A 25,400-nucleotide genomic window follows, 5' to 3' on the forward strand; every position below is an offset into this window, starting at 1 on the left:
TCCGCGACGGTCCGGACGCCTCTGGACGTCAGACGAGGACGGTGGCGGTCTTCCACAGTCGCCGGGTCGCCAGGGCGGCACCGGCGGCCAGGGATTCGAGCTTGGCGACGGCGATCTGCGGGTGCACCCTGCCACCCAGGCCGCAATCGGTGGAGGCGATGACGTGATCGCGGCCGACCAGCTTCGCGAACCGTTCGATGCGGTCTGCCACGAGCTCGGGGTGCTCCACCACATTGGTGGCGTGGGAGACCACGCCGGGGATGATCGACTTGCCCTCCGGCAACACCGTGTCCTCCCACACCCGCCATTCATGCTCATGCCGGACGTTTCCGGCCTCGAAGGAATAGGCCCCGGCATTGACCTGCAGAACGGTGTCCACGATGTCCTTGAAGGGGATGTCCGTGGTGTGCGGTCCGTGCCAGGATCCCCAGCACACGTGCAGCCGGATCTTCTCCTGCGGAATGCCGCGCAGTGCCCAGTTGGTGGCTTCGACGCGGACCTTCAGGAACGCCAGGTAGTCCTGAAGCGAGGGCTCCGGATTGATCTGGTCCCAGCTCTCAGCCAACGAGGGGTCGTCCAGCTGGACGGTCAGGCCGGCCTCCACGATGGCCAGGTATTCCTCGCGCATGGCCTCCGCCGAGGCCCACACGAGTTCCTCCTCGGTCCGGTAGTACTCGTTGCCGATGCGGGCACAGGAGCCGGGTGACACGGCGGCCAGGAACCCTTCCTCCACCCCGGCTCGGGTCAGGGCGCCCTGGAGGTTGGTGACGTCGGAGCGCACCTGGTCGTGGCCGGTGTAGGTCAGCGGGGCCACGACCTTCGGCTGGGACACCGGTTTGCGGCCCGTGAGCACGCCACCGTTGGGGTCGCTGTAGGCCTCGCGGAACCTCGTCCAATCCCGGCGGTCCGGAAAGGATGTCAGGACGATGTTGCCGGGGGAGGATCGGTGGACCTCCGCCTCGGCCCAGCGGTCCTTGTCGCCTTGCTGCAAGCCGCCGAGCCGGGAGAACGAGTAATTCCACCAGGCGCCATAGTCCACGTCATGGGACATCTCGTGCCCGTACTCGCCGTCGTTCGGGATGTCGATGCCGAGCTTCTGCTGGCGTTGGACGATGTCCACCACGGAGGCCTCGAGTAGACCGCGGAACTCGTCGGTGAACCCGTCCGCCTCACGGGCCGCGTTGGCAGCGAGGAGTTCGGGGGTTCGAGGGAGCGATCCCGTGTGGGTCGTGCGGATGTGATCGGAATTCAAGGACATGGCAAAGCCACCTTTCCATCGGTCCTGGCAGTAGCACCGTTCCCGTGATGCGCATCGGATCACAGAAGAGATCCGTGGCGGGGGCGGTTGCTGCGACGTCAACGAGCCAGGTCTCTCGGTCGCTCCGGATGGGACACCACCAGGACTACCAGCGCCGGCGGTGTCCCTACGAGCCGGCGGAGCCACGGGTCCTCCGTCCCGTCACACGTCGACATCTGGACGGAACCGGTGCCTGCTGCCGTCGTCACATGACGCATCCGTGTCGACTCATTCGGCTCGGGCGCCGGAGCCACCTCCCCGCGGGACCTCACTGGCAGCCGATCATTGAAGATGACGGGGCCGGGGGCGAAGATGACAACGCCGGCCGGGTGTCCTGCCGCGTCATAGACTGGACGGTCAGAAGGACCGGTCGCTTCAGGAAGAGGGCATTCACATGCGTTGCTGGATCCCCGCACCGATGCCGGGCACTGCGGTGCACACTGGCAGAGCTACTGGTGATGGAGGCCATCCGCGTGGCTGAGAAGAGCGCCGCCGAGCTCGCAACATTGCTGAGCGCGCGTGACTCGCGGGGTATTGCCGCGGAGGTTCGAGATCTGATCACCTCGGGCCAGATGATTCCCGGAAGCAGGCTGCCCACCGTCCGCGCCGTGGCCACGGAGTTGTCGGTCAGCGTGGGCACGGTCGCCAAGGCCTGGTCGATCCTGCGGGATGAGTCGTTGGTCGATACCCGGCAACGTGGAGGAACGCTGGTGTCAGCGCTGGCTGGCACACGCCCCGGCGATGCTGATCCCGTGGCCTGGTCTGACGTGGATTTCCTGTTCTGCAGCCCAGATCCGGAGCTGTTGCCGTCCTTGGAGGGCGCCGTCTTCTCAGCACTGTCCATGCCGCACTTCAACGAGTGGGGACGCGAGTACATTGTGCCGAACCTGCATCGGGTCGTGGCGCGGCACTGGCCCTTCGAGGCCACCGGGTGGATGACGGCCGGCGGTGGTACCGAGGGATTGTGGCTGGCCACCCGGGCGGCGGTGGGCGAGGGCAGCGTGGTTGCCTGCGAAGAGCCGGTGGCTCCCGGCTTTTTGGCCGGGTTGCGCGAACAGGGCCTGACCGTGATCGGGATCCCGGTGGACGACGACGGCCCGGACCCCTCGGCCGTGCGTGCTGCGGTCGACGCCGGAGCTGCAGCGCTGGTGCTCTCGCCCGGGGGGCCGTTCTCAGACCGGCATGTGCTCAGTGCTGACCGCGCCGCGGAGCTGGCCGAGCTGCTGGCCTCGACGTCGGTCAACATCGTGGAGAACGACGTTCTGGGTCCGCTCTCGCCCGAGCCGGTGCGCTCGCTCGGCGGGCATCTGCCCCACCAGACGATTCGGGTCGAAGAGTACTGCCGGGCCTTCGGCATCGACCTGCGGACCTCGGTGATCGGCGGAGACGGCGCCCTGGTGGATGCCGCCATCCACCATCGCAGCGGGGGAGTGGCGTCCAACAGCCGCCTGCTGCAGAACGCACTGGCCACCTTGCTGAGCGAGCCGGCCACCAGGCGGCTGATCGATGCAGCTCGGCAGCGCTACGCGCTGCGACGCCAGCAGGCGCTGGAGGCGTTCGCTTCCACGGGGATGACCGTGCACAGCGGCCCGGGCAGCTGGGCGCTCTGGGCGGACGTCCACGATGAACGTGCCGCTGCGCTGGCTTTGGGCGGGCACGGAATCGTCACCGATGTCAGCGAGAACTCCTACGTCGGCGACGCCTCCCCACGCCGACAGCGGCTGCGCCTGTCCATCGCGCAGATGCCGGAACGGCGGCAGCGACTCGACGAACTGGCCGGGCTGGTGGCCGCGGCCAGCACTGGAGTCCTCGCTCCGATCTTCCCTTGAGCCGCCCCGCCGCCTGACCAGCCTCAGACGGCGGCGGGTGCCCGCTCGACCAGCGGAAACACTTCGCGTGCGACGCGCTCCAGCTCAGATTCCAGTGGGGAGGACTGAATCAACAGCAAGGTCAGTCCGGCGTCCTGGTACGCGCGGATCTTCTCTGCCACCTGCTCGGCCGTTCCCACCAGATTCGGCCGCAGCCCACGGGTGCCGACGGCGTACTCCCGGGCGGACACCGCTACGTCCAGCGCCGAGTTGGCCGTGAACTCCTGGAAGGAGGCGTAGCCGGGGGAACCCGGGTCCACGGTCGTGATCCGCTTGAGCTCGCGCTGTGCCTCGGCTTCTGTATCGCGGACGATGACGTAGGCGGACATGGCGAACTCCTGGAAGGCAGGACGGTTCTTGGACGCGCGCAATCTGTTGATGTCCCGAACCTTCTCCGCGATCTCCGCCACGGTGCCGCCGTGCATGGCGTAGGCGTTCGCGAAAGTGGTGATCGCCTCGCGTCCGGTGGGGGACTCACCACCGGCGAAGACACTTAGCGGGGCGCTCAGCTTCGGCTCCACGATCGTCTCCTCCAGATCGAAGAACCGCCCGTGATAGCTGAACGGACTGGTTCCCAAGGCCCCGGTGAGCGCTTCCACGAATTCGGTGGCTTGCTCATAACGGTCATCGTGGGCGGGGAACGTCCCGCCGAACTGCTTCGCCTCCTCCGCCCACCACGCGGCGACGACGTTGAGGCATAGCCGACCCGGCGCGATGGAGTCCAGGGTGGAGATTCGCTTGGCCGCCACCGCGGGAAGATGATAACCGGGACGAATAGCCGTCATGACGCGGAGCCGGTCCGTCACCGCCAGCACTGCCGAGGTCAGGGCCCACGCCTCCAGGCTCGGCGACTCGATGCCCTTGCGGTCGTTGAGGTACAGCTCGGGGATCAGCGTGGTGTGGTATCCCAGCCGATCCGCGGTGAGCGATAGCGAGCGAATGGTCTCCCAGGTGGCCGGCATGCCCTCATCGCCGACGTTGCGCAGGAACCCACCGTAGACCGGTGTCCAGTATCCGAAGTGCATGAGTTGTGTCCTTTCTCGGGAATGGTGTCAGGCCAGTGCAGTGTCAGGATCAGAAATCGGTCATCGGCCGTGGGGTTCGGGAGGCTCGGCCAGCGCCTGGTCCAGGTCCGCCAACAGGTCCTCGTGATCTTCCAACCCGATCGACAGCCGAATCGTGGAACGAGAGAATCCCGCGCGGTTCAGTTGCTCGTCAGTGAAGTGCGAGTGCGTGGTGGTTGAGGGGTGGATCACCAGCGAACGGACATCGCCGATGTTGGCGGCTAGGGTGAACAGCTCAAGTCCGTCGACGACGCCGGGCACCGCGGCCTCGTCGGCGACGTCAAAGGAGAGCACACCGGGCCACCCGTGCTTCAGGTAGTGCTCCGCTCGTTCGCGCCCGGCGCCGGCTTCGGCCAGCGGGTGGTGCACGCGAGAGACCCGCGGGTGCTGCACCAAGTAGTGCACGACCGCTGCTGTCGTCCGGGAAATGCGTTCCAGTCGGACGGTGAGCGTCTCGATTCCCATCAAGATATCCCGGGCGTTGAACGGTGACAGGCTCGGACCGAGATCGTGGACCAGCTTGGTTCGCGCGTACACCAGCAGTGCGCTGTTCTCCTGACCGAAGCGCTCCCACAGCACCACGTCGCCGACGCGGGAGAACGGCTCGGTGAACTGTGGCCATCGCTGCGGCTGCTTTCCGAAGTCGAAGGTGCCCAGGTCCACGATGGCTCCTGCCAGGGAGCTGCCGTGCCCGCCCAAGTGCTTGGTGGCGGAATAGACGGCGATGTCGGCACCGTGCTCCTTGACCTGCAGCAGCGCCGGGGTGGCCACCGTGTTGTCCACGACGAAAGGCACACCGGCCTGGTGGGCGATGTCAGCTATGCCGCACAGATCCGGTACGCTCGCGGTCGGGTTCCCGAAACTCTCGGCGAAAAACGCCCTGGTGTTCGGGCGGATCGCGGCACGCCACGCCTCCAGGTCCAGAGGATCCACCAGTGTGGTGTCGATGCCGAAATCCGCGAACGTGTCCGTCAGCAGATCCATGGTTCCGCCGTACAAGGTGCTGGATGCGACCAGGTGTTCACCCTGGCGGGCGAGCGCCAGCAGGGCGACGACGACGGCCGCTTGACCGGATCCGGTGGCCAGCGCGGCAACACCATCGTCAAGCGCGGTCAGGCGTTCCTCCAGCACCAGCTGCGTGGGATTGCCGGTGCGGCTGTAGATGTCTCCCTTCTGGCGTAGGGCGAAGACATCGCGGGCGTGCTCCCAGGAGTCGAACTCGTAGGCCGCGGTTTGGTGGATCGGCACCGCGACGGGACGGTGCCCCCTGGCAGCCGAGTCTCCCGCGCGCACCTGCCGGGTGCTCGAACCGAACGATGGTCCGATCACAGCGACTCTCGGAGGATGATCTCCGCGGCATCGGGGCTGAGGCGAAGTCGCTCGGCAAAGCTGACGATCAGGGCAGCTACGCTGCGGTGGTGCACGTCGTTGAGCACATCGTGCAGGCCACCGGAGACCACGTTCAGCTCCACCGGCCCTGCTGTCCAGGTCTCGCGCAGTCTCGCCAGCGGGCTGACCTCATCAGCGCTGCCGTGGATCACGAGTGTGGGCGTTTCCAGCTGGTGCCGCGGCAGCACTGTGGCGGTGTGGGCGTCGGAGAGGACGTCGACGGGCGTGTGGTCCACCACGGCGCGATGTACCGGGCAGGCACTGCGGGCGGTGACGTCGGCTGGCGACGACGTTCCCGCGCCGGGTGGGGGATCGTCCAGGGCCAGTCCGGTCAGCACCACGCCGTCCGGGGGCGTGGTGAGCAGGCGAGCGCGCAGAGTCTGCGCCAGGAATCCGCCTCCGGCATCCACCGTGACAGCGATGACAGGACCGTCAGGACGCTCCGGTCCAATGGTGTTGTCCCACAGCTCTGCCACTTCGGTGGCGGAGCCGGCTGCATGGGTCGGCACGCGCACTACGTAACCGTCCGCCGCCAGGCGGCGCCCGAAGCGCGTGTAATACTGCGCCGCGTCAGCACGCCCCTGCACCACGACGATGAGTCCCCGAGGCGGTGTGGACGGCAGATACTCGTCGGCCTCGGGTCGGGCGGTTTGCGTGACCGTCATACGTACTCCTGAACATTGATCGTTTAGATATGAACATAGAAAGTGTCATTCATATGGGTGAAACGATATAGCCACGCGTCATCTGGGGCAATCAGCCTCCCCTCGGAGCTCAGAACCGGCCGCATGTGAAGAACGATGACCCATTCGTCACTCCTTGGTCATTTCGCGCTTGCAGGAGTCATCATCTGTGTTTTTATGAGGTCAGCCCACCGCTCGCCGCCGACGTCAACGGTGGCGTAGAGCTTGCTCGACCGCTTCGCATCCCGAGCAACCGAATGAACACAAAATAATATGTTCGTCTCCTTGTTCAATGTATGGCGGCGAACGTGAAAGGAGCTGAGATGTCGCAACGCCGATTCATCCGACTCGGGGCCGTGCCCAAGGGCACCGGCGGACCAGGGGACCATGGCGTGTGGAAGGACGAGAGCGTCCCCGGGGATGCGAGCATCAGTCTCGACTACTACACCCATCAGGCGAAGCTTGCCGAGCACGCGAAGTTCGACCTGTTGTTCATTGTGGACAGCCACTTCATCACGCCGGACTCGCCTCCGCACTACCTCAACCGTCTGGAGCCTTTCACCCTGCTCTCCGCGCTGGCCGCCCGGACCAGCCGCATCGGACTGGTCGGCACCATCACCACCTCCTTCGAGGACCCGTTCCTCGTGGCGCGCCGTTTCGCCTCGCTGGACCTGATCAGCGGCGGTCGAGCGGGCTGGAACGTGGTGACCAGTGGGGATGAGGGCACGGCACGTCTCTTCGGACGTGCCGAGCACTATGACTATGACTCCCGCTACGGCCGCGCCCTGGAGCATGTCCGGCTCGTCCAGCAGCTCTGGGACAGCTATGAGGATGATGCTTTTCCCGCAGACCGGGACGCCGGGGTCTTCCTGGACCAAAGCAAACTGCACGCGGTGGAGCACCGCGGCACCCACTTCGACCTCGAGGGAGCACTGAACGTCTCCCGATCGGCACAAGGCCAGCCGGTGATCTTCCAGGCCGGCGACTCAGACCTGGGTCGCGACCTGGGCGCTGCGGTCGGCGAGGGAATCTTCACCCACCAGTCGAACGCCGAAGCGGGCCGGGCCTTCCGCGAGGACCTGCGCGCCCGGGCGGAACGCTTCGGGCGCAACCCCGATCACGTCCTGATCATGCCCGGGGTAGAGGTCGTGGTGGGGGACACCGATGAGGACGCCCGTCAGCGGGAAGCGGCGAACCATCGCCAGGACGCCGATTTCGAGAAGACGCTGAAGCAGTTCGGTCGGTCCTTCGGGTGGCACGATTTCACCCAGTACGATCTCGATGCGCCCTTCCCCGATCTGGATGATCTGGGCGACCGCAGCTTCAAGACGAGGTCCGACAATATTCGAGCCGTCGCTCGGAGCGAAGGGCTCACGCTGCGCCAAGTCGTCGATAGATTCACTGCGCCGAAGCAGTCGCCGTTCACCGGCAGTGCGGAAACCGTGGCCGACACCATCCAGGAATGGTATGAGACCGGCGCCCTCGATGGGCTGAACGTCCACTACCGCACCCACGAGCAATTCACCCGATTCACGGACGAGGTGCTTCCGCTGCTGCGTGAACGAGGTGTGGCCCGCACGGAGTACGACGGCAGCACCCTGCGGCAGAACCTCGGCCTGCCCTACATCCCCAATCGCCACACGGCACCGTCGCTCGTCGAGCAGGGCGCGTAGTCCCCCACGCCGAGCATCCGCATCGAACAGATCCGTACCGAAGAGAGAAGACCATGCCATCACGAACCAGCCGAACACCCAGGAGGCTCATCGCCGCTACGGCCATCGCATCCATGCTGGTGCTCAGCGCGTGCGCCGGCCCGGCGAGCGGCGGGGACGAAGCAGGGGCTGGCCAGGTGCTGAAGTGGGCCCCCAGTACGAGTCCTTGGAGTTGGGACCCCGTCGTCCAGGGCAGTGGCTTCCAGTTCAACCAGCTCTCCTTGGCGTATGCATCGTTGACGGAGATCAATGAAGAGGGTGAAGCCGTGCCCGGTCTGGCCGAATCCTGGGAGTACAACGAAGCCGGCGACGCAGTGACCTTCACCCTGCGCGAAGGCCTGGTCTTTCAGGACGGTTCACCACTCGACGCAGAAGCGATTAAATCGTACGTCGAACGGGCCATCTCCCAGGACGATTCCGCACTCGCCAACGATCTCGGCTCGATCGATCGCATCACGGCGGACAACAAGCTGGACGTCACCTTCCACCTCACCCAGGTGGACCACCAGATCCCGTTGCTGTTGGGCCGCCGGGTCGCCCTCATCACCTCACCGGAGGCCGACCCTGACGACCTGACACAGAAGCCGGTCGGTGCGGGGCCGTTCACCCCCGTCGAGATCGTGCCGGACTCGCACGCCTATTTCGAGAAGAATCCGGACTACTGGAATGCCGACGAGATCACCATCGACCGGGTCGAGGTCCATTGGGGCATCGACAGCGCATCGCTCGTCCCCGCCCTGCAGACCGGCACGTACAACTTCGCTGATCTGCCGCCCGCCCAGGCACAGGCTGCGGAACAGGCCGGGATCGACGTGTTGACCCACCCGGGGTTCAACGCGGCGAACATCTCGATCAACCACAACCTCGAGCCGTTCAATGATCCGGCCGTGCTCGAAGCCGCGCGGTACGCGATTGACCGTCAGGAATTCGTTGACTCGATCACCTTCGGATACGGCGAAGCCGTGTCCCAACCATTTCCGGACGACTATCTGGCATGGAGCTCCACCGTGGAGGATCCGTGGCCCTATGACCCCGAGAAGGCCAGACAGCTTCTGGAGGACGCCGGGTACAGCAACGGCGTCACCGTCGACTTCTCAGTCCGCGATGACGAGCCGGTCAACGAGATCATCCAGTCGCAGTTGGCCGATGTCGGAATCAACCTGAACCTGCAGATCATCCCGAACTGGGAGCAGCCGTTCTTCGCCAAGGAACTTCCGATCTCGACCTACAGCACCACCGGTCGCGAATCGCCCGTGCAGACCCTCACGGCACATTTCGGAGAGGACGGCCCGCTGAACCTGGCGGGTGCCTACGAGAATGACGAATTCCTCGAAGCCGTCGCACTCGCCCGGGAGACACCGCTGGATGCACCTGACTACGAAGAGAACCTGCAGGCCGCAACGCAGGCAGGCGTGCTCAACAGCCCGACGATCTTCACCTACAGCCTCCCGAACATCTTCGGACAATCAGGGATCTCGGAGCTCCCCCAGGTTCCGGGACAGATCCATTGGGATGGCGTCACCATCGAGAACTGACCCCGATCAGGCCAGAAAGGATGCGGGGAACCCATGTCACTACCCACAACAGAGAAATCGCGAACGGATGATGAACGCCCGTCCGCTCAGGTCGAGTACCCGGCCCCACGAACACCCGCGGAAGCTTCCACGGTAGGACGGAGGGCCAGCCGAGCCGGAGGAATAGTGCGGGGAGCCGGCAAGGTACTCGGCGTGTTCGTCCCGGTCTTCCTGCTCGGAACGTTCCTCACCTTCCTGCTGGGGCACGTCAGCGGGCTGAGCCCCGCCTACGTACAACTGGGTGAATCGGCGACACCCGAGTTGGCGGCCCAGCTGGAACGGGAATGGGGACTCGACCAGCCCTTCCTCGTCCAATACTGGAACTGGTTCACCGACCTGCTCCAAGGCGACCTGGGCACCAGCTGGTACAACAACCAGGGCGTCGGTGACCTGTTGTGGGGCCGAGCAGTCGTGAGCCTGTCGGTAGCGGGGATTGCCCTCACGATTGGCGTGGTCTTCGGGTTCATCCTGGGTGCCGTGGCCGCGATTCTGCAGGGGACCTGGATTGACCGGGGAATCACCGCTTTCACCACATTGATCTCCACGATGCCGCCGTTCGTCGTCGGCATCGGTCTCGTGGCCGTGTTCGCGGTCGGACTGGCCTGGCTGCCCGCCGCAGGGTACGTTCCGCTGAGTGCCGGGTTCGGGCCCTGGCTCAGCTACCTGATACTGCCCGCGCTCGCACTGAGCTTCGATACCATTGCCGACGTCGCTCGACAGCTGCGCACCGGATTGGTGGAGTCCCAACGGCAGAACTACGCAGTCGGAGCCCTGGTACGCGGACTGAGCCCCCGACGCACGTTCTTCGTCCATGTGCTGCGCAACGGGGCCAGCCCCTCCATCGCGATTCTCGGCCTGAAGTTCCCCAACCTCCTCGGCGGGGCCGTCGTCACTGAGGCCATCTTCGGGATCGCTGGCTATGGACTCTTCGCCAGTGAATCTGCGATCCGGGGTGACGTGCCCGCCGTGCAGGGCGTCCTCGCCCTGGCGGTGGTGCTCGTCGTCGTCTTCAACGTCATCGTGAACATCACGCTGAATCGACTGACGCCGGCATCGCAGAGAGGAGTGTAGACGGAGCATGCTACGACATCTCACACAACTGCTCAGCGTCCGGATCGCCGCGGTGTTCCTGCTCGTGATCCTCGCGCTGGCACTTCTCGGCCCCGTGCTGGCTCCCTACAACCCGTTGGAGCGCGGATCCGAGGTCCTGCAGCACCCGAGCTGGGCGCACTGGATGGGGACCGACTACATGGGACGCGACGTCTTCAGCCGCATTCTGGCCGGCGCTCCCATCAGCGTTCTGGGGGCCGTGGAAGTCGCCGTGATCGCCTTGGTGGTGGGCGCCGTTCCCGGGATCCTGTCCGTCTACCTGGGGAAGGTCTTCGAATGGGTGACGCTGCGGGTCGTCGACACCCTGATCGCACTGCCGTTCCTGGTGGTGGCGGTGGCCATGACGGCCTTGCTCGGCAACGGCGTCCAACAGGCCATGCTGGCCGTCGGACTCCTGGCCTCGCCGGTGTTCTACCGGGTGGCCCGCGCTGCCGCCCAGGCAGCGGTCAGTTCGCAATATGTCGAAGCAGCGATACTCAACGGGGCCTCCACGGGCTGGGTGGTGCGAAACCACATCGCCAGCAAGGTCATCCCGGCGCTGGGCGTGGCAGTGGCCAATACCCTCGGCGCCGGCCTAGTGGTGATCGCCAGCCTGTCGTTCATCGGAGTCGGCGTCCAACCGCCCGAACCCACCTGGGGCGGCGTGCTGGCCTCCGACCTCGGGTACCTGTCCTACCGGCCGTACGCTCCCTTCTTCACCATTGCCCTGATCATGGGCACCGTGTGGGCCCTGAACGCCATCGCCGACGGACTCCGGGACGTCACCGGTGCCGCGCCCGGGTCACTCGGCACGGGCGGTCAGGCGAAAGCGACCAGAGCACGGAAACTCGCGACGTCAGAGGCGGTGAGTGCCTGATGGGCACCAACACACTGGTGGAGTACGAGAACGTCACCATTACCAACACCTACACCGGGGAATCCATCGTGCGGGGCTTCACGGCCTCCCTGAAACCGGGCGAGGTCCTGGGCCTGGTGGGTGAGTCAGGCAGCGGAAAATCCATCACGTGCCGTTCCCTGCTGGGGATTCTTCCTCGAGGCTTCGAGATCACGGACGGCAGAGCCGAGGTCTTCGGGCACAGTGTGCCCGGGCGGTCAGCACAGGACTGGCTCGAGGTCCGTGGCGTGCGCATCGGCGCGGTCTTCCAGGACCCCGGCTCGTACCTGAACCCTTCCATCCGGGTGGGGTCACTGATCGCCGAACCGCTGCGGGTGCGGCTCGGGATGAAGCGGCGGGAGGCGCGTGACAGGGTGCTCCATCTCTTCCGTGAAGTGCACCTGCCGGATCCTGACGATGTGTACCAGCGCTACGCCCATGAGCTGTCCGGGGGGATGCTGCAACGGGTCCTGATCGCCGGGGCGTTGGCCCTGGACCCGGAGGTGCTCATTGCGGATGAGGCCACGACCGCCTTGGACGTCACCGTGCAGGCGGAGATCCTGGATCTGTTCCTCGAACTGAACCAGCGTCGGGAGCTCGCCCTGGTCGTCGTCTCACACGATCTGGCCGTGGTGGCACAACTGTGCGACCGGGTCGTGGTTCTGCGCCACGGGGAGATCGTGGATCACGGCAGCGTGGACGAGATCATCCTGCGGCCGCGCCACGAGTACACCCGGTTATTGGTCGATGAACACCAGAAGTACGGCATCGAGAAGTTCTTGATTCCCTCAGGAGGCCACGGATGAGTGAGAAGTCTGCACCGCTGCTCCATGTCGATGACGTGGACGTTCACCTCGGGAGCCTGGGCCAACGGCGCCACATCCTCAAGAACATCACCTTCGCCGTGAACCGCGGGGAATCGGTGGGGGTGATCGGCGAGAGCGGATCGGGGAAGACGACCCTGGCACGCACCATTCTCGGCATCGCCGGGACCAGCCGGGGCACCGTGCGTTTCGGAGATCAGGCGCTGAGTGGTTACAACGCACGGCAGTGGTCAACATTCCGGAGAACCGGGGCTGTGCAGTACGTCTTCCAGGATCCCCTGCGCAGCCTGGACCCAGACCAGACCGCCGGTTGGTCACTGTCCGAGCCACTCAGGCTACGGGGGACGCTGTCACGGGCGGAGATCCAGCGACGCACTGCAGAACTGGCCATCGACGTCAATCTCGATACCGCCTTGCTGGACCGGTATCCCGCCGAGCTCTCCGGGGGCCAGCGCCAGCGGGTGTCCGTCGCGCGCGGGCTGATCACCGAGCCGGAGCTGTTGATTCTCGATGAGCCGGTCAGCGCGCTCGACGCGGCGAATCGTGTCCAGGTGCTTCAACTCCTGGAGAAACTGCGCAGCAGGGGGATCGCACTGATCTTCATCTCGCATGACCTGGGATCCGTCGCAGGCATCACCGACAGAACCATCGTGCTCTACCGTGGAGAAATCGTCGAGGAAGGCCCGACGAGACAGATCATCGGTGCACCTCAGCACCCCTACACCAGATTGCTGGTCGGGTCTGCGCCCACGCTGACGACGCGTGCCTCGTTGACTGCAGCGGAGAAGTCCCAGCTGCGGTTCGAGCTGGAACCCACCGAGACATCCCCACCGGATACGTTGCAGCAGGTCTCGTAGCGGATCCTAGACTGGTCACCATGTCCTCGCCCTCCGCACCGCTCGTCCTCGGCATCGAATCCTCCTGCGACGAGACCGGCTTCGGGATCGTGCGCGGCACGCAGCTGCTGGCCAACGCGGTGGCGTCCTCCATGGAGGAGCACGTGCGCTTCGGCGGGGTCATCCCCGAGATCGCGGCCCGCGCCCACCTCGAGGAGTTCATCCCCACCCTGCAGCAGGCCCTGGACACCGCGGGCGTCACCCTGGCCGAGCTCGACGCGATCGCCGTGACCTCCGGGCCCGGCCTCGCTGGCGCGCTCATGGTCGGGGTGGCCGGTGCCAAGGCCCTGGCCCTGGCCACGGGTAAGCCCCTCTACGGCCTCAACCACCTGGTCGCCCACGTCGGAGTCGGCGTGCTGGACGGGGTGCGTGACACGGAACCGCACGCCGGGAGCGTCGCCCGGCCGACCGGCGTCGTGCATCCCGGCGGAGCCGGAACCCTCCTGCCCGAGCATCTCGGGGCCTTGCTCGTCTCCGGCGGGCACACCGAGATCCTGCAGGTCAACCGCCTCACCTCGGACGTGAGGCTGCTGGGTTCCACCATCGACGACGCCGCGGGTGAGGCCTATGACAAGGTCGCCCGGCTGCTCGGCGCGGGATATCCCGGCGGGCCGGTGATCGACCGGCTGGCCCAGCTGGGGGATCCGAAGGCCTTCCGCTTTCCGCGCGGACTGAGCGCACCCAAGTTCGTCGGCACGGCCGAGGAGCCCGGCAAGCACCGCCACGACTGGTCCTTCTCCGGGCTGAAGACTGCGGTGGCCCGCTGCGTGGAGCAATTCGAGGCCGCCGGGGTCCCGGACGCCGAGATCCCGACGGCGGACATCGCCGCCTCCTTCCAGGAGGCGGTCGCGGACGTGATCACCACCAAGGCCGTGCGTGCCTGCGTGGAGCACGGGATCCGGCACCTGATGCTCGGCGGGGGCGTGGCCGCCAACTCGCGGCTGCGCTCGCTGCTGGCCGAACGCTGCGAGGCGGCCGGGATCGGGCTGACCGTGCCCCCGGTGAGGCTGTGCACGGACAACGGGGCCATGGTCGCGGCTCTGGGAGCCCAGCTGGTGGCGGACGGCGTGGCGCCGAGCGGGCTCGACTTCGCCGCGGACCCGGGGCAGCCGGTGGAGCGGATCTCGCTGCCGGCCTGAGCAGTCCGATCACGGCACCGGTAACTGTCGATCACTTCGGCGATTCCCGACATCAACTGCGGCCGTGATCGTCACGTCAGAAGCGGCCGTGACCGGCATGGCCGTGCACTATGCGCAGCTGCTGGCGACCAACTGCCGCCGTCCTTGGCTGGCCCTCTGGAAGCAGGTCGAACCGTGGCACCGCGATGGGGAGTCCTCCCCATCGCGGCGACCGGACGGGGACCCTAGGCTGTCCCCGGTGGGTCACGGGGACCCCTGCGTGAAGGGAAGACCTTGACCACATACTGGATCGACATCGCCGGGTGCCAGCGAGTCATCAGCGAGCTGCGCGAGATCGCGGAGGCCACCAACGACTTCCAATGGGTCGACAACGACCTGTGGATGGTGGACCGCCACACCTACGCGGCACAGGAGAGCGCGAACACCAAGAACGACGCCGAGAAGGTGGACACCCAGTTCTACAGCTTCCTGGAGGACAAGCTGGAGCCCACCTACGATTCCATGCTCAGGGAACTCAAGAACTGCATCAACGCGATGGAGGAGGCGGTCGACTACTACGCCTCGGGTGATGCCGCCATGGCCTATACGGCCTCGGACGCCAGCTCCGACTTCCCGGAGTACCGCTCCGCCGACGGTAGCTCCACCAGCGGTTACGCGACCCCCTCGGACCCCTCCGACTCCGGATCAGGGGAGCCGACGCCCTCGCCCATGCCGAGCTACCCGGACCCGAACGACCCGTTGGGGGACCAGCACTACATCCAGAACCCCTACGAAGCCGCCTACGGAAGCCAGGACTGAGCCATGACCAAGTTCGACCACGTGGAATGGGTCATGGACGTCTCCCAGGAGAACCACACGTCCCTGCACTGGGACGGGGTGTGTGCGTGGGCGATCGACACCCCGAACCTCACCTCCATGGTCAACGGTGCCGAGAACCTGGCGGAGAACTGCCAGGAGACCTTCACCCACTTCATGCAGGCGGTCACGAAGTGGAATGAGTTCCGCGACGTCTACGGCGGGGCCGACCAGGACGCCGTCTTCGCGGCCATGACCCCGGTGGCGGAGAAGCTGCAGGCCATCAAGAACGCGGGGTCGGTCTTCTCCGGCGCCGTCCAGGTCTACAAGGCCTGGGCCCAGGACTTCGACGACATCAAGCGGGACTACGACACCTGGGCCACGGGATGGATGGAGAAGCACGACAGGGTCGAGCGGCACCACACGACCCTGAGCGACGAGGAGTTCATGACCAAGTACGGCATGAGCTACACGGACAAGCACAACGCCATGCGCACCGAGCGGGACGGCAAGGAGGCCAACGGGCCCGTCTGGGTCATCGACCACCTCAACACCGCCCGGCGGGAGCTGGCCAGCACCATCGAGGGCATCGACATGGCGGAGCTGGGGAAGATGGAGTTCTCCCACCGGCCCGAGGCACTGACCCAGTACGAGACACCGGAGGAACTGGCCGAGGCGCTGAAGGGCAGCCACATCTTCGGGGAGGCGGACCTCTCGGATGAGGACTACCTCAAGATCGCCCAGGAGGTCTTCGCCCAGCAGGGGGATCTGCCGTTCGACTACGTGGACACCAACGGGGTGCGGTGGTCCTACGGCCCCAACGGGGAACTGGTCCGCACCGGGTCCCCCATGGACCCGAACTTCAACGCCGCCGTCCTGGCCGTCATGAACGAGGACACGGACTGGCGGCAGGTGGACCTGTCCTTCGGTGGCGAGGGTACCCAGACGGTGGCCGAGCTGGCGACCAAGTTCGGGTTGAACCGGATCGGCGGTCTCACCGACAGCACCCTCGGCAAGGGGGTGATCGGCGGCTGGGCCACGGCGATCGTCCAGTTGATCGGCACCGGGGTGAGCATCAAACGCTTCCGGGAGAACCTCTCCATGGCCGCCCCGATGCTCTCGGAGGAGGACTACGACGCGATCGTCCAGAAGTACACCAACGAGACGCTGATCATGGACGGGGTCCAGATCGCCACGGGTGCCGGGGCCGCAGTGCTCACCGCGGTGCTGGGCCCGGGTGGAATGGTGTTGGGTTTCGCGGTCACGTACGTGGCCACCGGTATCACGGAGTTCATCCTGAACACGGCCGGAGATGAGACGTGGGACCTGGACGAGATGCAGGACCGCTACGATCCGGTGACCGGCGAATTCGAGACGGACTGATATGAACGCACCCCCTGCCCTGACCCCCACGCTTCCCGTTCCGGCCGGCTGGTCGCCCGGGTTCCTGCCTGGCGCCGACCTGCTGATGATGCCGCTACCCGGCCAGGACCGGATCAGTCCCGTGTTCACCGTCCGCCGCTGGAACACGAACGCGGACCTGCCCGAGGGCACCGACGTGCATGACCCGCGGACGGACTCCTCGCCGGATTCGCCCCGCTTCGGAGCCCCCGACGGCCCTGACCCGGCCCGCGGGGTGCCCGTGGGGATGGATCGTTGGTCCGGCGGGGACTGGTTCGGGCTGCGCTTCCTCCGTCTGGTGCCGTCGCTGACCGGCCGGCCCGCGGCGGAGACCCGCTGGCTCCTGTGGTCCGCCCTGTCCGGGGTACCGGAGGGCTTCGACCCCCAGACCAGCGCTCCGGACCTTGACGTCACGGCCGTCTGCGGGGTGGCCGACCTGTCCCTGCTGGAGATGCCGCTGGACTCGATGGCCGGGGCGGTGCCCACCAGCTGGGCCCCCGCCCTGACGCCGGGCCACCCCTCGGCGCGGTCCGTGGTGGAGGTGGAGCGGAGGACCCCCGACGACGGCCGCGCCCCATTCCCGGAGCGCCTCACCACCGCGGGGGCCTGGCAGGGGGCCCCGATGTCCGAGCTGACCCCGGCCGCCGTCGAATTCCTCCGCAGCCACCGGCCGGACGCGGCCTGGGGGGCGCTCCAGGACGAGGCGGCCCGGCCGCTGATGGAGGCCGGCTTCGCGGACGCCGGCACCCGACGTCTGACGGACCGGGCCACCGTGGCCGCAACCATCCTGCAGAACGCGGAACGGGTCTCGAAGCTGACCGTCACCAGCAGGCACGGCCGTCACCACACTCTGGAGCTCCACAGCGCCGGGGGAGTGGTGGTCGCCATCGCGTGGGCCCGGCCGATGAAGGGCCTGCCGGACGAGGCACTGCTCGGACTCTTCCCGGTGGAGCGGTCCGCCGAGCTGGTCCTACGTGCGGCAGCCCTGGGCCCCTCGGACTCCCGCAGGCTGACGGTGGACACCGTCCCGCGGGACCTGTTGGTACAGCGCAGCCTCATGCCGTCCACGGCCGTGCCGGAAGACCTTGCCGGGGATCCCCGTTGGGAGGACCTCTGGGACGCCGAATGGCTGCTGTGGGGGCTGGAGACCGAGACCAGGGCCGCCACCGGGGATTCGGACCCGGAGGTGACCACGTTCATCGCCCTGAACGCCGGCCGGCACGGTAATCAGGTGCTGACCCGACCGGCCGGCGAAGCCAGCGGCGCTCACGGTGATACCCACGATGAGGTGGGCCAGGGGCCGTCGGTTCGACTGGTCCCCGCCCAGACCTCGAGCCTGTTGGTGACCCTGTTGAACCGTCTCACCCCGTCTCCCAAACACCCCTCGGGAGCCAGGCCACGGCCGCCACGGTAGAGGCCGAGACACGTCAGGCCTGCCGACCACAGGAGCGTTCAGGGGGGATGGGGAGTTGTCCCCATTGCTGTGTCTTGCTGCGGTCTCATAGGCTTTCAGAACCGAGGAAGGGGTATGTGGGCTGATGAGTTCCTATTGGATAGATCTAGATGGATGCCAGCAGATCATCAACGATCTGAACGGAATCCTTGCCAATGACAACACGCATTTCACTGGTCTGGATCTGGATAAGGACTCGGTGGACACCGGGACCTACGGGACGGACGAGACCGACCAGGTTCAGGACAGCGCCATACGGGCCGATGCTGCCTATGCGCAGTTCTACGATGAACAGTTGATCCCACACTACGAATCCATCGAGAGTGATATCCGCAGCCTCATCGACGCCATGCGGGACGTGGTCGTCTACTACGCATCGGGGGACGCGGCGATGGCTGCTGATGCCGCCGGCGCGGAGGGCGTGTATCCGGAGTTCCGCACCGGGGGGGAGCACGGTGAGTCGGACACCTCGCGACCGACTCCTGACGACCCGGAGAACGGTGCGTGGGAATATACGCCGTCGTCCGGTGCCGAGACGCCTGGTTCCTACAATCCTGAACCCTTCACCACCGCCCACGATGCCCCGTAGGGCAGTAACGGATAACGTGCCATGAGATTCGAGACCATCCGTTGGAAACAGGCGTCGGTCCCTGACAACATCCTTCCGGAAGAGCATGACAACTTCGTGTCATGGGCCGTTCCCTTACCTCCCTCGTCCCGCGTCGTCGTGGGTGCGGAAAGCACTTTGGAGGCCGTCCGCAATACCCATGATGTCCTCATGGACCTTGTACGCCAGTGGTCCCGCTTCAGAGACGTCTACGGGGGTGCTGACAAGGAGAAGGTCTTCGAGGCGATGACCCCGGTGGCCGAGAAGCTCGGAGGGTTGCTCCACGGTGCCGAGATCTTTGCCGCGGCGGCAACGACCTTCGACGCGACGATCCAGACGAAGCAGGGCAAGAAGGAGCCGTACGACTATTGGGCTCGGGGGTGGCTGACCCGCCTCTACGAGTATGACCGGGACAAGAACAAGGTCTACACCGGGGAATGGGAAGAGGAAGACTACGTCCAAAAGCACGGCAAAACGCCGACGGATCATTTCAACGCGCTGGAGCAGGAACGGCACGAACACCAGCAGACGGCCATCGACATCTACCTGACGATTGAAGAAGCCCGAAACTCCTTGGCCGATGCGGTGTCCGCCATCGATATGGGTGAGCTGTCGCGACTGGCCTATGTCAACCGGACGACGGCACTGGACATCGCGGGATCGCCGGAGGAACTCGCGGACTTCCTCGAAGAGAGCCACTTCTTCGGCGGGATCGACGGACTCTCGGAAGCCGATTACCTCGAGATCGCCAAGTCCGTCCCCCTTCAGGACCTGCCGTACGACTACATGGACACCGATGGTCTCAAGTGGTCCTACAACGGGGCTGGCGAGTTGGTCCGGTCTGGCTCGGCTGAGGATCCATACCTGACCTATGCGGTCCAGCTGGCGATCGCCCAGAACGAGGACTACAGCGACATCGAGCTCCCCAACGTCACCGCGCCGGACGGCAGCTCGTTCGCAGATCCCCCGAACATGGTGGAGTATCTGGCCGCACAGGGCATCAGCGTTGCCAGCGGGAAGATCGAGGGCGTGCCCAAGAGTGCCATCTACGACGCTGCGTACAAGAGCATCGGACTGGACAAAGCCGGCACGAAGTTCTTCGACGTCAACGCCACCGTCATCACGGGTCTGGTGTCCAGCGGGTGGAACACCAAGGAATTCGAGAAGGAGTTCTCGGAACAGAATCCGCTGCTCTCCGATGAACAAGTCCAAACCCAGACACGCCGAGTCCTTGCACAGGAGGTCTTGACGTTCTTGGCGTCAGGCGCCGTCGACGCCGGAGCAGGGGCCGGTGTCGCCGCTTTGGGGGTGGGAGGTGCACCCGGTTGGTTGCTGATCACCCTGATCTCCTGGAGTGGTGGCCAGCTGGCCACACTCGCCATTGACGAGACCTTTGACCAGACGTGGACCGAGGAAGAGCGCCAGAAGGCTTATGCCGAAGGGGAACTCGTCTGATGGCCCTGTTCCTGCCATCACGCTGGACCACGATCGCGCTTCCGGGGATGGACGTGGCGATGCTCCCGCGCATTGGCGGGCGACCGGTGCGGCCGACCCTGATGGTGTTTCGATGGGGCGAAGGACAGGGAACGGGTTCTGGCCTCGACCTGCGCGGTACTCCAGACGAGGGTGCGTGGACCGTCGGCATGGACCACTGGCGCGAGGGAGCCTGGTTCGGGCTCCGATTCCTGCGTGTCTCCGTCGTCGACGGGTCACCGGCGGCAGAGATTCGCTGGATGCTGTGGCCGGAAGCGGACGGCACCGGTTCGGCCACCGTGGATATCTGGAACCATGACCCGGTCTTGTGCGTCATCGCTACCGTGGGACTGGAAGATCTACCCCTGATGGACACGATCCTGGACACCCTCGTCGGGCGCATTCCCGGTGACTGGGTGCCGGTCGTGCCGCGCGGCGGCCCCGAGGATGAATTCCTGCGCATTGACGAAAGACCCGGAGCCGCCACTTCGCTCGACCCCTTGGACGGTCTCACCGAGGCGGACGGATGGGATGCGGTGCCGCTGGCTGTGATCCAGGATCCCCTACTGGAGTTGTTGCGCCATCATCCCGAAGGAAGATCCTGGGGACGTCTGAACTCCGAGGCCACCCACCACGCCGTAGAGCGCGGTTTGGCCGACGGGGACGGGCTGCGTTGGGGATCGTGGGCATCGGGGGTGGCCAGCATCCTCCAGGAGCCTGAAGACAGCGCGCGGCTCACAGCGTTCAGCGGCGTGGGCCGGCAGGTTCGGCTCGAACTCTCACGCCGAGCGGATGTAACAGTGGTGGTCGTTCCGAAGGGAGGGGCACCGGCCCGGATCGGCACGGTATCGGCCACTCGCAGTGGCGAGATGATGTTCCGAGCCATGGGCGTGGTTCCGGCCTTCTCCGGCCGACTCGACCAAGAACAGGTCTCCCTCAGGGACCTGGTCCGACGCTCCATGGAATCGGGGTATCCGCTGCCGGCACACCTGGCCAAGGACCAGCGCTGGGAAGGCCTATGGGCCCACGAGGGATTCGGCCTATGGCTCGTGGAATCGGGCCGTTCTCGTCTTCCCGGGTCCGTCCTGCCCTTGATGATCTTGAACGCCGGATCCCTGGGGACCTATGTGGTGACGCCCTCCGGCGTTGACGATGTGGCGGTCCGCCCGATCCAAGGAGCCCAGCTGTTCACGATGCTGATGTCCGATCTGGCGGGCTTCGTCCCGGGTCCCTATCAGCGTCAGATGGTGGAGCGGCAGGGCAGGGGAACCGAGGCGTCCGCCTAACCCCCGATCGACACCCGCGTCCGGGCCACCGCATCGGCGACGACCGCGCGCAGGGGAGCGCCGGCGTCGTGCCCCGGGGTCTCTGGCCCCAGGCCCATGGCACCGGAGTCCGGGCCCGCATCCGCCAGTGCGGCCTCCGCCACGGCGGTGGCCACCCGCCGCTGGTGCGCGGCCGCGCCGCCGCCGGCGAGGATGTCTTCCACCCCGGCCAGCTCCGCCGAGCAGCCCAGGCGCTCGGCCACCGGCGCCAACCGTTCGAGCTCGGAGCGCAGGTGCTCGGACACCAGGGTCTCCTCGCCGGCGGCGTCCAGGATGATGATGGCGTCCTGGCCGTAGCGGGCGGCACGCCACTTGTTCTCCTGCACGTGCCACGGCGGCATGGTCGGGATGCTGCCTCCGGACTCCAGGACATCGGAGAAGTCCTGCACCAGGCACTGGGTCAGGGCGGCGATCGAGGCCATCTCCTCGAGGGTGGCCACGCCGTCGCACACCCGCATCTCCACGGTGCCCAGGCGGGGCACGGCACGCACGTCCCAGCGGCACTCGGTGACGTCGTCGATCACACCGGTCTTGGTCAGATCGGCCACGCACTGCTCGAAGCCGGACCACTCGGAGAACTGGAAGGGCAGCCCGGCGGTGGGCAGCTGCTGGAACATCAGGGTGCGCTGGGACTGGTAGCCGGTGTCCACGCCGGCCCAGAACGGGCTGGAGGCGGACAGTGCCAAAAAGTGCGGCACGTAGTTGACCAGTCCGTCCACCACGGGCATCGCCTTGCGCACGTCATCCAGGCCTACGTGCACGTGCACCCCGTAGATCAGCATCTGCCGGCCCCACCACTGCGTGCGGTCGATCATCTTGCCGTAGCGGTCCGCCGGAGTGACGGCCTCGCCGGTGGGCTCCGCGAAGGGGTGCGAACCCTGGCAGTACAGTTCCACCCCCATCGGGTCCGTGACCGCCCGGACCGTCCGGGCGGAGTCCCGCAGCTGGCCGATCCCCTCGGAGACCGTGTGACACACATCCGTCACCAGCTCCACCGTGTTCAGCAGCAGCTCCGGCTTGATGTGCGGGTGCTCCTGCCCCAGGTGCAGCTCCGCCGCGTCCGCCACCTCGGACAGCACTCGGTCCGCGACCGGCTGCAGCGTGGCATCCGAGGCATCCACGAGGGCCAGTTCCCATTCCAGGCCCAGGGTGGACTGCTCGGACCGCGCGAAGGGAAGGTTCATGGGGTCCATCCTAGAAGTACCTGGCCGTGACACCCGTATCGGCCTTCACACCCGATTGGTCTTCTCATGCTGGGATTCCGCCATGGAATGACCGTTTGGCTGTGAACCCCCGCCTCCCTTCCGAGCCTCCTGCGCCGGTGACCGCGTAGCGCCCCGCAGATCGGAAGGACGGAGCGTAGACGCACTCATATACTGATTGGTATACTTTCGGGATGGCAACGACGATCAAAGTATCGGCAGAACTCCGCGACCGCATCAATCGTGATGCGCGGGCCCGAGGAGTGACCGCGGCCGGGCTGATCGAGGGATTGTTGGACGGGTATGAGCGGCGTCGGCGGATGGAGTCATTCGGGCGCGCGTTCCGTGGCGCTGACCAGGGGTACTGGGATGAATTCCGGGACTGGGACGTGGCACTGAGTGACGGGCCAGATGATCGGTGACCTGCGGCGGGGGATGGTCGCGTGGGCAGAACTCGACCCGGTCCGCGGGCGTGAGCAGTCCGGCCGCCGGCCCGTGCTCGTGATCGCCAGTGATCTCTACCTCGAGCAGGCTGACACCCTCGCCATCATCGTTCCGGCAACCACCACCGACCGTGGTTGGCCGAATCACGTGGCGTTGAGGGGAGACGATCTCTCACTGACCCTCCCGACGTTCGCGATGACGGAACAGCCCCGGGCGGTCACCCGCGAGCGTCTCGTCGAGGTGGCGGGCAGCGTGGATGCGGCGACGATGCGTGATGTCGACGGCTGGCTCCGCGACTTCCTCGCACTGCCCTGAACCTGGACCTCGTCCGTCGGTTGACCCCAGCGGCACACTGATCTCCTCGACGCCCCCGGTCTTCCCTACGATGGACGGGTGAAGACCTCCTCCCGCCTGCCCCTGTCCGCCGTGGTGCCCGTGAGCGTCCTGCTGACGGCGGCGCTGGCCCTGACCTCCTGCACCGCGGACCCCCAGGGCACGACGCCGGCCCCCGGCTCCGGCACGGACAGTTCCGCCGGTGCCGGGTCGGGTGCAGACGAGTCAGGCGACGCGGAACCCGAGCCGAGCGCGCTGGAGCTGGCGCTGGGCGCACCGTCGGTCGAGACCGCGGAGGCCGCCGCGCAGGCCGTGGCCGGGATGGACACCGCCGAACAGGCAGGCCAGGTCCTGGTGGGTCAGCTCGGTGCGGCGGGGACGGATCCCGCCTCGATCCAGGAATTGAACCTGGCAGGGGTGATCGTCATGGGGGATGCCGTGCCCCGGGCCGCCGACGGCACCGCCGACGTGGAGGCGCTGGCCGCCCAGCTGGAGGAGTCGCGTCAGGCGCTGTCTGCAGGCCGGGACTGGAGTGGGATCATCAGCGTTGACCAGGAGGGTGGGCTGGTGGCGCGCGTCCAGGAACCGCTCGTGGAGTGGCCCACCCCCATGAGCTACGGGGCCATCGCGGCGGGTGGCTCCGGCGCAGAGACTGGTGAGACCGGAGACGCCGGTGACGGTCCCGCCGCCGACCTGGCCCGTGCCGGTCATGCTGCCCTGGGGGGACAGCTGGCGGAGCTCGGCTTCACCCTGGACTTCGCCCCCAGCGTGGACGTCACCATCGGGACGGACGACCCGGCCATCGGGTCGCGCTCGTTCTCCTCGGACCCCGCCACGGTCTCCGTGCTCGGGCAGGCCTCAACGCACGGCCTGCTGGACGCCGGCGTGCTGCCGGCCCCCAAGCACTTCCCGGGCCACGGCTCCGTCACCGCCGACTCGCATGTGACGGCACCGGTGCAGGAGGCCACGGTGGCCGAGCTCCAGGACCGCGACTGGTTGCCCTTCCAGGAGTTGCTGAGCGGGGACCAGTACACGCCGATGATCATGATGGGGCACATCGTGGTGCCGGCGCTCGAACCGGGTGTGCCGTCGTCGGTGTCTGCACCGGCCTATGAGGCACTGCGCGGGCTCGGAGCGCCCTCGGACAACGGTGCCGGCGAAGGCGACGGCGCTGATGTGCCGGAGGGCTATGACGGCGTGGTGGTCACGGACGCCCTGAACATGGGCGCCCTCGTGGAGCGCTACGGCGCGGACGAGGCCCCCGTGAAGGCGCTCGCAGCCGGGGCGGACCTGCTGCTGATGCCCTCGGACCTGACCGGGGCGCGGGACGGGATCGTGGACGCCGTGGACTCCGGCGAGGTGTCGGCGGAGCGGCTCACCGAGGCCGCCGAACGGGTGGTGGCCCTGTTGATGTGGCGCGACCAGCTGGCCCAGGCCCTCGAACAGGCGAGCGGGGAGGAGAAGGCCGCGGCCGGCGTCGTGCCCGCTGAGGATCCCGCGCGGCTGTCCCGCGAGGTCTCGGCCGCGGCGATCACCGTGGTGGAGGGCGGGTGTTCGGCGCCGCTGGTGCAGGACTCGCTGCAGATCACCGGCGGGACCGCGAAGGACCGGACGCGGCTCACTGCGGCGGCCGAGGCGGCCGGGCTGAGGGTCGGAGCCGGCCCCGTGGTCGCCCTGCTGGGCGGGGCCCGGGAGCCGGGCCGGGGGGACGTGGTGGTGGCGTTGGACGCCCCCTTCGGCCTGGCAGGATCCACCATGCCCGACGGCGGCACCCTGGTGGCGCTGTACGGCCGGACCCCGGGGGCGTTCGAGGCGTTGGTGGACGTGCTGACCGGCAAGGCCGAGGCGCCCGGCACCCTGCCGGTTCAGGTGGGCGACTGGCCGGTGGGCACCGGTTGCTGAGGCGTGCGTCACGTTTCGACGCAATCTCGAAATAA

At 66.8% G+C, this 25,400-nt stretch carries 22 protein-coding genes and 1 riboswitch; of the genes, 17 read left to right on the forward strand and 5 right to left on the reverse strand.

Annotation, left to right across the window (positions count from 1 at the left end; genetic code table 11):
- Positions 1-28: 28 nt before the first annotated feature.
- Positions 29-1,258, reverse strand: a complete 1,230-nt coding sequence (locus ACSU1G_RS16170) for a cobalamin-independent methionine synthase II family protein (RefSeq protein WP_439280993.1) — start codon at positions 1,256-1,258, stop codon at positions 29-31.
- A 12-nt stretch (positions 1,259-1,270) separates the two neighbouring features.
- Positions 1,271-1,393: riboswitch (SAM riboswitch) on the reverse strand.
- Positions 1,394-1,770: 377 nt separating this feature from the next.
- Between ACSU1G_RS16170 and ACSU1G_RS16175 the strand changes: the two genes are divergently transcribed.
- Positions 1,771-3,126: a GntR family transcriptional regulator gene (locus ACSU1G_RS16175; RefSeq protein WP_439280994.1), complete on the forward strand. Its 1,356-nt coding sequence runs from the start codon at positions 1,771-1,773 to the stop codon at positions 3,124-3,126.
- Between the two features lie 23 nt (positions 3,127-3,149).
- Here ACSU1G_RS16175 and ACSU1G_RS16180 read toward each other — a convergent pair whose 3' ends face one another.
- The 3 genes from ACSU1G_RS16180 to ACSU1G_RS16190 are packed head-to-tail and all read right to left on the reverse strand — an operon-like array spanning position 3,150 to position 6,283.
- The gene (locus ACSU1G_RS16180; RefSeq protein ID WP_439280995.1) at positions 3,150-4,190 is read right to left on the reverse strand and encodes an LLM class flavin-dependent oxidoreductase; all 1,041 of its coding nucleotides are present in this window, start codon (positions 4,188-4,190) and stop codon (positions 3,150-3,152) included.
- 60 nt (positions 4,191-4,250) lie between these two features.
- On the reverse strand, positions 4,251-5,558 hold the full coding sequence (locus ACSU1G_RS16185; RefSeq protein WP_439280996.1) for an O-acetylhomoserine aminocarboxypropyltransferase/cysteine synthase family protein: 1,308 nt from the start codon (positions 5,556-5,558) through the stop codon (positions 4,251-4,253).
- Entirely contained in the window at positions 5,555-6,283 is a 729-nt protein-coding gene (locus ACSU1G_RS16190; RefSeq protein WP_439280997.1) for an alpha/beta hydrolase, read from the reverse strand. The genes ACSU1G_RS16185 and ACSU1G_RS16190 overlap by 4 nt, the downstream gene beginning before the upstream one ends.
- Before the next feature lie 341 nt (positions 6,284-6,624).
- Between ACSU1G_RS16190 and ACSU1G_RS16195 the strand changes: the two genes are divergently transcribed.
- The 13 genes from ACSU1G_RS16195 to ACSU1G_RS16255 all read left to right on the forward strand — a co-directional run bounded on the left by ACSU1G_RS16195 (position 6,625) and on the right by ACSU1G_RS16255 (position 21,445).
- Entirely contained in the window at positions 6,625-7,974 is a 1,350-nt protein-coding gene (locus ACSU1G_RS16195) for an NtaA/DmoA family FMN-dependent monooxygenase (RefSeq protein WP_439280998.1), read from the forward strand.
- Positions 7,975-8,027: 53 nt separating this feature from the next.
- Positions 8,028-9,548 (forward strand): ABC transporter substrate-binding protein, encoded by a 1,521-nt coding sequence (locus ACSU1G_RS16200; protein ID WP_439280999.1) that lies wholly within the window; start codon positions 8,028-8,030, stop codon positions 9,546-9,548.
- A 192-nt stretch (positions 9,549-9,740) separates the two neighbouring features.
- A complete protein-coding gene (locus tag ACSU1G_RS16205) occupies positions 9,741-10,658 on the forward strand; it encodes an ABC transporter permease (RefSeq protein WP_439281000.1) in 918 nt (305 codons plus the stop codon).
- Between the two features lie 7 nt (positions 10,659-10,665).
- Entirely contained in the window at positions 10,666-11,553 is an 888-nt protein-coding gene (locus ACSU1G_RS16210) for an ABC transporter permease (protein WP_439281001.1), read from the forward strand.
- The gene (locus ACSU1G_RS16215) at positions 11,553-12,377 is read left to right on the forward strand and encodes an ABC transporter ATP-binding protein (RefSeq protein WP_439281002.1); all 825 of its coding nucleotides are present in this window, start codon (positions 11,553-11,555) and stop codon (positions 12,375-12,377) included. Before ACSU1G_RS16210 ends, ACSU1G_RS16215 begins: the two co-directional genes overlap by 1 nt.
- Complete coding sequence (locus ACSU1G_RS16220; RefSeq protein WP_439281003.1) at positions 12,374-13,252, forward strand: ABC transporter ATP-binding protein; 879 nt, start codon at positions 12,374-12,376, stop codon at positions 13,250-13,252. Before ACSU1G_RS16215 ends, ACSU1G_RS16220 begins: the two co-directional genes overlap by 4 nt.
- A 20-nt stretch (positions 13,253-13,272) precedes the next feature.
- Positions 13,273-14,430, forward strand: coding sequence for a tRNA (adenosine(37)-N6)-threonylcarbamoyltransferase complex transferase subunit TsaD (gene tsaD, locus ACSU1G_RS16225; protein ID WP_439281004.1), 1,158 nt, complete (start codon positions 13,273-13,275; stop codon positions 14,428-14,430).
- Positions 14,431-14,703: 273 nt separating this feature from the next.
- Positions 14,704-15,228: a DUF6507 family protein gene (locus tag ACSU1G_RS16230; protein ID WP_439281005.1), complete on the forward strand. Its 525-nt coding sequence runs from the start codon at positions 14,704-14,706 to the stop codon at positions 15,226-15,228.
- 3 nt (positions 15,229-15,231) lie between these two features.
- On the forward strand, positions 15,232-16,608 hold the full coding sequence (locus ACSU1G_RS16235) for a hypothetical protein (RefSeq protein WP_439281006.1): 1,377 nt from the start codon (positions 15,232-15,234) through the stop codon (positions 16,606-16,608).
- 1 nt (position 16,609) lies between these two features.
- The gene (locus ACSU1G_RS16240) at positions 16,610-18,040 is read left to right on the forward strand and encodes a hypothetical protein (protein WP_439281007.1); all 1,431 of its coding nucleotides are present in this window, start codon (positions 16,610-16,612) and stop codon (positions 18,038-18,040) included.
- A 124-nt stretch (positions 18,041-18,164) separates the two neighbouring features.
- Positions 18,165-18,668: a hypothetical protein gene (locus tag ACSU1G_RS16245; protein ID WP_439281008.1), complete on the forward strand. Its 504-nt coding sequence runs from the start codon at positions 18,165-18,167 to the stop codon at positions 18,666-18,668.
- Positions 18,669-18,689: 21 nt separating this feature from the next.
- The gene (locus ACSU1G_RS16250; protein WP_439281009.1) at positions 18,690-20,141 is read left to right on the forward strand and encodes a hypothetical protein; all 1,452 of its coding nucleotides are present in this window, start codon (positions 18,690-18,692) and stop codon (positions 20,139-20,141) included.
- Complete coding sequence (locus ACSU1G_RS16255; RefSeq protein WP_439281010.1) at positions 20,141-21,445, forward strand: hypothetical protein; 1,305 nt, start codon at positions 20,141-20,143, stop codon at positions 21,443-21,445. Before ACSU1G_RS16250 ends, ACSU1G_RS16255 begins: the two co-directional genes overlap by 1 nt.
- Here the strand turns inward: ACSU1G_RS16255 and ACSU1G_RS16260 are convergent.
- Positions 21,442-22,668: a glutamate--cysteine ligase gene (locus ACSU1G_RS16260; protein ID WP_439281011.1), complete on the reverse strand. Its 1,227-nt coding sequence runs from the start codon at positions 22,666-22,668 to the stop codon at positions 21,442-21,444. The two genes, ACSU1G_RS16255 and ACSU1G_RS16260, sit on opposite strands and share 4 nt — an antisense overlap.
- Before the next feature lie 212 nt (positions 22,669-22,880).
- Between ACSU1G_RS16260 and ACSU1G_RS16265 the strand changes: the two genes are divergently transcribed.
- The 3 genes from ACSU1G_RS16265 (at position 22,881) to ACSU1G_RS16275 (ending at position 25,365) form a co-directional block, all read left to right on the forward strand.
- Positions 22,881-23,108, forward strand: coding sequence for a hypothetical protein (locus tag ACSU1G_RS16265; protein WP_439281012.1), 228 nt, complete (start codon positions 22,881-22,883; stop codon positions 23,106-23,108).
- On the forward strand, positions 23,086-23,445 hold the full coding sequence (locus ACSU1G_RS16270; RefSeq protein WP_439281013.1) for a type II toxin-antitoxin system PemK/MazF family toxin: 360 nt from the start codon (positions 23,086-23,088) through the stop codon (positions 23,443-23,445). Before ACSU1G_RS16265 ends, ACSU1G_RS16270 begins: the two co-directional genes overlap by 23 nt.
- 78 nt (positions 23,446-23,523) lie before the next feature.
- A complete protein-coding gene (locus tag ACSU1G_RS16275) occupies positions 23,524-25,365 on the forward strand; it encodes a glycoside hydrolase family 3 N-terminal domain-containing protein (protein WP_439281014.1) in 1,842 nt (613 codons plus the stop codon).
- The last annotated feature ends 35 nt before the right edge of the window (positions 25,366-25,400 follow it).

The sequence above is a fragment of the Microbacterium sp. A93 genome (assembly GCF_051842835.1).